This is a genomic window from Streptomyces sp. CNQ085 (genome assembly GCF_022614595.1).
In the GTDB taxonomy this organism is placed as follows: domain Bacteria; phylum Actinomycetota; class Actinomycetes; order Streptomycetales; family Streptomycetaceae; genus Streptomyces.
Genome location: NZ_JAJFAU010000048.1, coordinates 19,995 through 28,759, shown reverse-complemented (window position 1 = coordinate 28,759; position 8,765 = coordinate 19,995). Strand labels below are relative to the sequence as shown.

General features: G+C 67.6%; 16 protein-coding genes. All 16 read left to right on the top strand.

Features of this window, described 5'->3' with window-relative positions:
- Positions 1-165: 165 nt before the first annotated feature.
- The 16 genes from rplP (at position 166) to map (ending at position 8,666) form a co-directional block, all read left to right on the top strand.
- Positions 166-585 carry a 50S ribosomal protein L16 gene (rplP, locus tag LJ221_RS11140; RefSeq protein WP_093660605.1) on the top strand — a complete coding sequence of 140 codons (420 nt, stop codon included), beginning with the start codon at positions 166-168 and terminating at the stop codon, positions 583-585.
- Complete coding sequence (gene rpmC / locus LJ221_RS11135; RefSeq protein ID WP_155071592.1) at positions 585-809, top strand: 50S ribosomal protein L29; 225 nt, start codon at positions 585-587, stop codon at positions 807-809. Before rplP ends, rpmC begins: the two co-directional genes overlap by 1 nt.
- Positions 809-1,096 (top strand): 30S ribosomal protein S17, encoded by a 288-nt coding sequence (rpsQ, locus tag LJ221_RS11130; protein WP_093660607.1) that lies wholly within the window; start codon positions 809-811, stop codon positions 1,094-1,096. Before rpmC ends, rpsQ begins: the two co-directional genes overlap by 1 nt.
- Before the next feature lie 111 nt (positions 1,097-1,207).
- Entirely contained in the window at positions 1,208-1,576 is a 369-nt protein-coding gene (rplN, locus tag LJ221_RS11125) for a 50S ribosomal protein L14 (protein ID WP_055718836.1), read from the top strand.
- A gap of 3 nt (positions 1,577-1,579) precedes the next feature.
- On the top strand, positions 1,580-1,903 hold the full coding sequence (gene rplX, locus LJ221_RS11120) for a 50S ribosomal protein L24 (protein WP_093851453.1): 324 nt from the start codon (positions 1,580-1,582) through the stop codon (positions 1,901-1,903).
- Positions 1,903-2,466, top strand: coding sequence for a 50S ribosomal protein L5 (gene rplE, locus LJ221_RS11115; protein ID WP_093851452.1), 564 nt, complete (start codon positions 1,903-1,905; stop codon positions 2,464-2,466). Before rplX ends, rplE begins: the two co-directional genes overlap by 1 nt.
- 3 nt (positions 2,467-2,469) lie before the next feature.
- Entirely contained in the window at positions 2,470-2,655 is a 186-nt protein-coding gene (locus LJ221_RS11110; protein ID WP_004571834.1) for a type Z 30S ribosomal protein S14, read from the top strand.
- A gap of 217 nt (positions 2,656-2,872) precedes the next feature.
- Positions 2,873-3,271 carry a 30S ribosomal protein S8 gene (gene rpsH / locus LJ221_RS11105; RefSeq protein WP_241715854.1) on the top strand — a complete coding sequence of 133 codons (399 nt, stop codon included), beginning with the start codon at positions 2,873-2,875 and terminating at the stop codon, positions 3,269-3,271.
- A 24-nt stretch (positions 3,272-3,295) separates the two neighbouring features.
- Entirely contained in the window at positions 3,296-3,835 is a 540-nt protein-coding gene (gene rplF / locus LJ221_RS11100; RefSeq protein WP_241715852.1) for a 50S ribosomal protein L6, read from the top strand.
- Between the two features lie 3 nt (positions 3,836-3,838).
- Complete coding sequence (gene rplR, locus LJ221_RS11095; RefSeq protein WP_093851449.1) at positions 3,839-4,222, top strand: 50S ribosomal protein L18; 384 nt, start codon at positions 3,839-3,841, stop codon at positions 4,220-4,222.
- Between the two features lie 43 nt (positions 4,223-4,265).
- Positions 4,266-4,871 (top strand): 30S ribosomal protein S5, encoded by a 606-nt coding sequence (gene rpsE / locus LJ221_RS11090; RefSeq protein ID WP_093660621.1) that lies wholly within the window; start codon positions 4,266-4,268, stop codon positions 4,869-4,871.
- Positions 4,871-5,053, top strand: a complete 183-nt coding sequence (gene rpmD, locus LJ221_RS11085) for a 50S ribosomal protein L30 (RefSeq protein WP_093660623.1) — start codon at positions 4,871-4,873, stop codon at positions 5,051-5,053. Before rpsE ends, rpmD begins: the two co-directional genes overlap by 1 nt.
- Position 5,054: 1 nt before the next feature.
- Positions 5,055-5,510: a 50S ribosomal protein L15 gene (rplO, locus tag LJ221_RS11080; RefSeq protein WP_241715850.1), complete on the top strand. Its 456-nt coding sequence runs from the start codon at positions 5,055-5,057 to the stop codon at positions 5,508-5,510.
- Between the two features lie 198 nt (positions 5,511-5,708).
- Positions 5,709-7,025, top strand: a complete 1,317-nt coding sequence (gene secY / locus LJ221_RS11075; protein WP_241715848.1) for a preprotein translocase subunit SecY — start codon at positions 5,709-5,711, stop codon at positions 7,023-7,025.
- The gene (locus tag LJ221_RS11070; protein ID WP_241715846.1) at positions 7,025-7,693 is read left to right on the top strand and encodes an adenylate kinase; all 669 of its coding nucleotides are present in this window, start codon (positions 7,025-7,027) and stop codon (positions 7,691-7,693) included. The genes secY and LJ221_RS11070 overlap by 1 nt, the downstream gene beginning before the upstream one ends.
- A 136-nt stretch (positions 7,694-7,829) precedes the next feature.
- The gene (gene map, locus LJ221_RS11065; RefSeq protein ID WP_241715845.1) at positions 7,830-8,666 is read left to right on the top strand and encodes a type I methionyl aminopeptidase; all 837 of its coding nucleotides are present in this window, start codon (positions 7,830-7,832) and stop codon (positions 8,664-8,666) included.
- Positions 8,667-8,765: the final 99 nt, after the last annotated feature.

The following is an 8,765-nucleotide window of genomic DNA, read 5'->3' as shown; positions in this document are numbered from 1 at the left end:
CCCGTCGCGTGGCGGCAGCGACCGCCCGCGCCGCGGTGGCGAGCGCGGTGGCCGCGGCCGCAAGCCGCAGCAGGAGCGGACCGAGGCGCCCAAGGCCGCCGAGGGCACCGCTGCCGCTCCGGCCGCCGAGAGCACCGGCTCTGCCGGGAAGGAGGCCTGACCGTCATGCTGATCCCCCGCAGGGTCAAGCACCGCAAGCAGCACCACCCGAAGCGCAAGGGCATGGCCAAGGGCGGCACCGAGGTTGCTTTCGGCGAGTACGGCATCCAGGCCGTGACCGCTGCCTACGTGACGAACCGGCAGATCGAGGCAGCTCGTATCTCCATGACCCGTCACATCAAGCGTGGCGGCAAGGTGTGGATCAACATCTACCCGGACCGTCCGCTGACCAAGAAGCCCGCCGAGACCCGCATGGGTTCCGGTAAGGGTTCGCCGGAGTGGTGGGTCGCGAACGTCAAGCCCGGTCGGGTGATGTTCGAGCTGTCCTACCCGAACGAGAAGATTGCTCGTGAGGCGCTCACCCGCGCTGCTCACAAGCTTCCGATGAAGTGCCGGATCGTGCGGCGCGAGGCAGGTGAGTCGTGATGGCGGCCGGTACCAAGGCGAGCGAGCTGCGCGAGCTCAGCGACGACGAGCTCGTCGTGAAGCTGCGCGAGGCCAAGGAGGAGCTTTTCAAGCTCCGTTTCCAGGCGGCGACCGGACAGCTGGAGAACAACGGCCGGCTGAAGGCCGTCCGCAAGGACATCGCCCGGATCTACACCCTGATGCGTGAGCGTGAGCTCGGCATCGAGACGGTGGAGAGCGCCTGATGAGCGAGACGAATGTGACTGAGACTGCAGAGCAGAACCGCGGCTTCCGCAAGACCCGTGAGGGTCTGGTCGTCAGCGACAAGATGGACAAGACCGTTGTCGTCGCCGTCGAGGACCGCGTCAAGCACGCCCTGTACGGCAAGGTCATCCGCCGTACGAACAAGCTCAAGGCGCACGACGAGCAGAACGCCGCGGGTGTCGGCGACCGCGTCCTCCTGATGGAGACCCGGCCGCTGTCCGCGACGAAGCGCTGGCGCGTCGTCGAGATCCTCGAGAAGGCCAAGTAATTCCCGAGATCCCTTCTCGGGACGAGTTCCGCCAGGCTCGGGCCGCGAGGTGGCGGTGGTGCGCGGTGAGCGCGCACCCGCCGGGAACCGGCAGACGATCAGGAGATAGACGTGATCCAGCAGGAGTCGCGGCTGCGTGTCGCCGACAACACGGGCGCGAAGGAGATCCTTTGCATCCGTGTTCTCGGTGGCTCCGGCCGCCGCTACGCGGGTATCGGGGACGTCATCGTCGCCACCGTCAAGGACGCGATCCCCGGTGGCAACGTGAAGAAGGGCGACGTCGTCAAGGCCGTCGTCGTGCGCACCGTCAAGGAGCGCCGCCGCCCCGACGGCTCGTACATCCGCTTCGACGAGAACGCCGCCGTCATCCTCAAGAACGACGGCGACCCCCGCGGCACCCGTATCTTCGGCCCCGTCGGCCGTGAGCTGCGCGAGAAGAAGTTCATGAAGATCATCTCGCTCGCGCCGGAGGTGCTGTAACCGATGAAGATCAAGAAGGGCGACCTGGTCCAGGTCATCACCGGCAAGGACAGGGGCAAGCAGGGCAAGGTCATCGAGGCCTACCCCCGCGAGGACCGTGTTCTGGTCGAGGGTGTCAACCGGGTCAAGAAGCACACCAAGGCCGGCCAGACCGCTCGCGGTTCGAAGACCGGCGGCATCGTGACGACCGAGGCCCCGATCCACGTGAGCAACGTCCAGCTCGTCGTGGAGAAGGACGGCAACAAGGTCGTCACCCGCGTCGGTTACCGCTTCGACGAGGACGGCAACAAGATCCGCGTTGCCAAGCGGACCGGTGAGGACATCTGATGACTACCGCCACGAACGTGCAGCCGCGTCTGAAGACGCGCTACCGCGAGGAGATCGCGGGCAAGCTGCGTGACGAATTCAAGTACGAGAACGTCATGCAGACCCCCGGTCTCACCAAGATCGTGGTCAACATGGGTGTGGGCGAGGCCGCCCGCGACTCCAAGCTGATCGAGGGCGCCATCCGCGACCTCGCCACGATCACCGGCCAGAAGCCGGCCGTGACCAAGGCCCGGAAGTCCATCGCGCAGTTCAAGCTGCGCGAGGGCCAGCCGATCGGTGCCCACGTCACGCTGCGGGGCGACCGGATGTGGGAGTTCCTGGACCGCCTGCTGTCGCTCGCGCTGCCGCGCATCCGCGACTTCCGCGGTCTGTCGCCGAAGCAGTTCGACGGCAGGGGCAACTACACCTTCGGTCTCACGGAGCAGGTCATGTTCCACGAGATCGACCAGGACAAGATCGACCGGGTCCGAGGCATGGACATCACCGTGGTCACCACGGCGAACACCGACGAGGAGGGTCGCGCCCTGCTGCGTCACCTCGGATTCCCCTTCAAGGAGGCGTGAGCCGTGGCGAAGAAGGCTCTGATTGCCAAGGCCGCCCGCAAGCCGAAGTTCGCGGTCCGCGCGTACACGCGGTGCCAGCGCTGCGGCCGGCCCCACTCCGTCTACCGCAAGTTCGGCCTGTGCCGTGTGTGCCTTCGTGAGATGGCCCACCGCGGCGAGCTGCCGGGCGTCACCAAGAGCTCCTGGTAAGTCCGCGCGAGCGGACTCCAGGGACTCTCGGTAAGAGCATCCTGGCCGGCGAACGCCCTCCCCGCGTGCCCTAGGCTTGTGGGCTGGGCGCTCGCCGCCCATGACCGTCTTACTACGCCGTAGGTCCCCGCACCGCACCCGTCCCGTCGCGTCCCGCGTACGGGGAGAGGGACGGAGCAGACAGGAAACCCCGGCGAGAGAGGCCGAAGGCCATCACATGACCATGACCGATCCGATCGCAGACATGCTGACGCGTCTGCGAAACGCGAACTCGGCTTACCACGACAGCGTCGTGATGCCGCACAGCAAGATCAAGTCGCACATCGCGGAGATCCTCCAGCAGGAGGGCTACATCACCGGCTGGAAGGTCGAGGACGCCCCGGTGGGCAAGAACCTCGTCCTGGAGCTCAAGTTCGGTCCGAACCGCGAACGTTCGATCGCCGGCATCAAGCGGATCAGCAAGCCGGGTCTGCGGGTCTACGCAAAGTCCACCAACCTGCCGAAGGTGCTCGGCGGCCTGGGCGTGGCGATCATCTCCACGTCCCACGGGCTCCTCACCGACAAGCAGGCTCAGAAGAAGGGCGTGGGTGGGGAAGTCCTCGCCTACGTCTGGTAACGGAAGGGAACGGAGGTAAAGCTCATGTCGCGTATCGGCAAGCTCCCCATCCAGGTTCCCGCCGGTGTGGACGTCACCATCGATGGCCGGACGGTCAGCGTGAAGGGGCCCAAGGGCAACCTTTCGCACACCGTCGCCGCGCCCATCGAGGTCGCCAAGGGTGAGGACGGCGTCATCAACGTCACCCGCCCGAACGACGAGAGCCGGAACAAGGCCCTGCACGGTCTGTCCCGCACGCTGGTGGCGAACATGATCACTGGCGTGACCCAGGGGTACACCAAGCAGCTCGAGATCAGCGGTGTCGGTTACCGCGTTCAGGCGAAGGGCTCCGACCTGGAGTTCTCCCTGGGTTACAGCCACCCGATCACGGTGAAGGCTCCCGAGGGCATCTCCTTCAAGGTGGAGTCCCCGACCAAGCTGAGCGTCGAGGGCATCGACAAGCAGAAGGTCGGCGAGGTCGCCGCGAACATCCGCAAGCTGCGCAAGCCCGACCCGTACAAGGCCAAGGGCGTGAAGTACGCGGGCGAGGTCATCCGCCGCAAGGTCGGAAAGGCTGGTAAGTAAGCCATGGCATACGGTGTGAAGATCGCGAAGGGCAGCGCGCGCAAGGCCGCCGCTGTCAAGCGGCGCCACATCCGCGTCCGCAAGAAGGTGTCGGGCACCCCCGAGCGTCCGCGCCTGGTGGTGACGCGCTCCAACCGCCACATGGTGGCCCAGGTCATCGACGACATCGCGGGCCACACGCTGGCCTCGGCGTCGACGCTGGACAGCTCGATCCGCGGCGGTGAGGGCGACAAGACCGCCCTGGCCAAGCAGGTCGGTTCCCTGGTCGCCGAGCGCGCCAAGGCCGCGGGCATCGAGGCCGTCGTGTTCGACCGCGGCGGCAACAAGTACGCCGGGCGGATCGCCGCCCTGGCCGACGCCGCCCGCGAGGCCGGGCTCAGGTTCTGAGCCGGTCCCCACGCAAGCGGACGCATAGAGAGAGGTAATTCCAATGGCTGGACCCCAGCGCCGCGGTGGCGGCGCCGGTGGCGGCGAGCGGCGGGACCGACGGGACCGGCGGGACGGTGGCGCGGCCGCCGAGAAGACCGCGTACGTCGAGCGGGTCGTCGCGATCAACCGCGTCGCCAAGGTCGTGAAGGGTGGTCGTCGCTTCAGCTTCACCGCGCTGGTCGTGGTGGGCGACGGTGACGGCACCGTGGGTGTCGGTTACGGCAAGGCCAAGGAGGTGCCGGCCGCCATCGCCAAGGGTGTGGAGGAGGCCAAGAAGCACTTCTTCAAGGTCCCCCGTATCCAGGGCACCATCCCCCACCCGATCCAGGGTGAGGAGGCCGCGGGCGTCGTGCTGCTCAAGCCGGCCTCGCCCGGTACCGGTGTGATCGCCGGTGGCCCGGTGCGCGCCGTGCTGGAGTGCGCGGGCATCCACGACGTGCTGAGCAAGTCCCTCGGCTCGTCGAACCCGATCAACATCGTGCACGCCACGGTGGCCGCTCTGCGGGGCCTGCAGCGCCCCGAGGAGATCGCCGCCCGCCGCGGCCTGCCGCTGGAGGACGTTGCGCCCGCCGCTCTGCTGCGGGCCCGGGCTGGGGTGAGCGCCTGATGGCACGCCTGAAGGTCACCCAGACCAAGTCCTACATCGGCAGCAAGCAGAACCACCGCGACACCCTGCGTTCCCTCGGCCTCAGGCGAGTGAACGACTCGGTCGTCAAGGAGGACCGTCCCGAGATCCGCGGCATGGTGCAGACCGTCCGCCACCTCGTGACGGTCGAGGAGGTCGACTGACATGGCGGAGCAGAAGCCGCTGAAGGTCCACAACCTCCGGCCCGCCCCGGGCGCCAAGACCGCCAAGACCCGTGTCGGTCGTGGTGAGGCGTCCAAGGGCAAGACCGCCGGTCGTGGCACCAAGGGCACCAAGGCCCGCTACCAGGTTCCGGAGCGCTTCGAGGGTGGGCAGATGCCGCTGCACATGCGGCTGCCCAAGCTCCGGGGCTTCAAGAACCCCTTCCGTACCGAGTACCAGGTGGTGAACCTGGACAAGCTGGCGGACCTGTACCCCGAGGGTGGAGAGGTCACCGTCGAGAGCCTGGTCGCCAAGGGTGCGGTTCGCAAGAACCAGCTCGTGAAGGTGCTGGGCAACGGAGAGATCTCCGTGGCGCTGCAGGTGACCGTGGACAAGGTCTCCGGCTCCGCCAAGGAGAAGATCACCGCTGCCGGAGGCACCGTCACCGAGCTCGTCTGAGCACGGTGAGGTGAGCAACCGGGGGCGCCCAGGAACGGGCGTCCCCGGTTGGCCGTTCCAAGGGGGGCATGGTCGCCGGTAAGGTGGCGTGCGTTATTGACCTCCACAGGGTCGCTCCTGTGGAATCTGAACCGTTTTATCCGTTGATCCTCACGACCGTAACCTCTCGCGTGTGACGCGGGGGGCGCAGGAGGCACCGTGCTCACCGCGTTCGCCCGGGCGTTCAAGACGCCCGACCTGCGCAAGAAGCTGCTGTTCACCCTTGGCATCATGGTGCTCTTCCGCCTCGGGGCCCACATCCCCGTCCCGGGTGTCAGCTTCGAGAACGTCAACCAGTGTGTGAAAGAGGCCGAGGGCGCCGGCGCCGGCCTCTTCGGCCTGGTCAACATGTTCAGTGGTGGCGCGCTGCTGCAGCTGACCATCTTCGCGCTCGGGATCATGCCGTACATCACGGCGAGTATCATCCTGCAGTTGCTGGTGGTGGTGATCCCGCGGCTGGAGGCCCTCAAGAAGGAGGGGCAGTCCGGCCAGGCGAAGATCACACAGTACACCCGTTACCTGACGGTGGCGCTCGGCGTGCTCCAGGCCACCGGCCTGGTGGCGACTGCCCGCAGCGGCAGCCTCTTCGCGCAGTGCACCGTCCGCGACCAGATCATCCCGGACGACTCGATCTTCACCACGATCACCATGGTGATCGTCATGACCGCCGGCACCGCGCTGATCATGTGGCTGGGTGAGCTGATCACCGACCGCGGTATCGGCAACGGCATGTCGATCCTGATGTTCGTCTCGATCGCCGCCGGCTTCCCGGGTCTGCTGTGGGCCATCAAGGTGCAGGGCCACCTGGCGGACGGCTGGATCGAGTTCGGCGTGGTGATCCTCGCGGGTCTGGCGATGGTCGCCCTGGTGGTCTTCGTCGAGCAGGCGCAGCGCCGCATCCCCGTGCAGTACGCCAAGCGGATGATCGGGCGTCGTTCCTACGGCGGTACCTCCACCTACATCCCCCTGAAGGTGAACCAGGCGGGTGTGATCCCCGTCATCTTCGCCTCCTCCCTGCTCTACATCCCGGCGCTGATCGTTCAGTTCAGCGGGTCGCAGGCGGGCTGGGCCGACTGGATCAACCGGCACCTCGTCACGGGTGACCACCCGTACTACATCATCACGTACTTCGTGCTGATCGTGTTCTTCGCCTTCTTCTACGTCGCCATCTCCTTCAACCCCGAAGAAGTTGCCGACAACATGAAGAAGTATGGTGGTTTCATCCCGGGCATCCGGGCCGGACGTCCCACCGCGGAGTACCTGAGCTACGTGCTGAACCGCATCACGTGGCCGGGTTCGCTGTACCTGGGTCTGATCGCCCTGGTGCCCACCGTCGCGCTGGTGTTGTTCAACGCGAATCAGAACTTCCCGTTCGGCGGGACCAGCATCCTGATCATCGTGGGTGTCGGTCTGGAGACCGTGAAGCAGATCGAGAGCCAGCTTCAGCAGCGCCATTACGAAGGGTTCCTCCGCTGATGCGAATCGTCCTCGTCGGACCGCCTGGCGCGGGCAAGGGCACGCAGGCCGCGTACCTGGCCGAGAACCTGTCCATTCCGCACATTTCCACGGGCGACCTCTTCCGCGCCAACATCAGCCAGGGCACCCAGCTCGGGCAGAAGGCGCAGGAGTACATGCGGTCCGGCAGGCTCGTACCCGACGAGGTCACCATCGGCATGGCCCGGGACCGGATGGCGCAGCCCGACGCGGCCGACGGTTTCCTGCTCGACGGCTTCCCCAGGAACATCGGCCAGGCCGAGGCCCTGGACGGCATCCTGCGCGAGTCCGGCACCCGGCTGAACGCGGTGCTGGACCTGGAGGTCCCCGAGGACGAGGTCGTCAAGCGGATCGCGGGACGGCGGATGTGCCGCAACGACAGCGGCCACATCTTCCACGTCGTGTACACCCCCCCGAAGACCGAGGGCGTCTGCGACGCCTGCGGCGGCGAGCTCTACCAGCGCGAGGACGACCGCGAGGACACCGTCCGCAAGCGCCTGGAGGTCTACCACACCGAGACCGAGCCGATCATCGACTACTACAAGGCCCAGGGCCTGGTGGTGACGATCTCGGCGCTCGGCAAGGTGCCCGAGGTCACCCGGCGCGCGATGGAGGCGCTCGGCCACACGGTGGAGCAGTCCGGGGCCTGACCCCGCGGAGAACAGTGAGGAGGCCGCGGTGCCCGGGCCGGGCGCCGCGGCCGTATCGTGTAGTGAACGGGCCCGGTGGCAGTGCGCCGGGCCGGACGTGCCACAGACAACCGCGAGCTGGAAGGCGTCAGCCGTCATGGTGGAGATCAAGACCCCCGAGCAGATCGCGAAGATGCGCGCGGCCGGGCTGGTCGTCGCCGCGATGCACGCGGCCTGCCGCAGGGCCGCGGTGCCGGGCGCGACCACCAAGGACCTGGACGAGGTCGCCGCCAAGGTGCTCGCCGACCACGGCGCCAAGCCGAACTTCCTCGGTTACGGCGGCTTCCCCGGCAACATCTGCACCTCGGTGAACGATGTCGTCGTCCACGGCATCCCCGACCGGGAGACGGTGCTGGAGTCGGGCGACATCGTCTCCATCGACGCGGGCGCGATCGTCGACGGCTGGCACGGGGACGCGGCGATCACCGTCTTCGTCGGCGAGGGCCACGCGCCCGAGGTGCACGAGCTGAGCAGGGTCACCGAGGAGTCGATGTGGGCCGGCATCGCGGCGATGCGCAGGGGCAACCGGCTGGTGGACATCTCCAGGGCGATCGAGGGCTACATCCGCCGCCAGCCCCGTCCGGCCTCCGGCCGCTACGGGATCATCGAGGACTACGGCGGCCACGGCATCGGCAGCCAGATGCACATGGACCCGCACCTGCTGAACTACGTCGAGCGCCGGCGCGGCCGGGGTCCGAAGCTGGTGCCGGGCATGTGCCTGGCGATCGAGCCGATGGTCAGCCTGGGCACGGCCAGGACCCATGTCCTCGAGGACGAGTGGACGGTCAAGACGGACGACGGCAGCTGGTCCTGCCACTGGGAGCACTCCGTCGCGCTGACCGAGCAGGGCCCGCTGGTGCTGACGGCGCCGGACGGTGGCCGGGCGAAGCTGGCGGAGTACGGCGTCACCACCGCCCCTGATCCGCTGGACTGACCGGGCCCGCCGGCCCTCCCCGGGCCCCGGGGAGGGGCGCACGGAGCGTGCGTCCCCGGCCGCACCACCGCCTCCCTGCGGTGGGCCGGTGAACCGGGC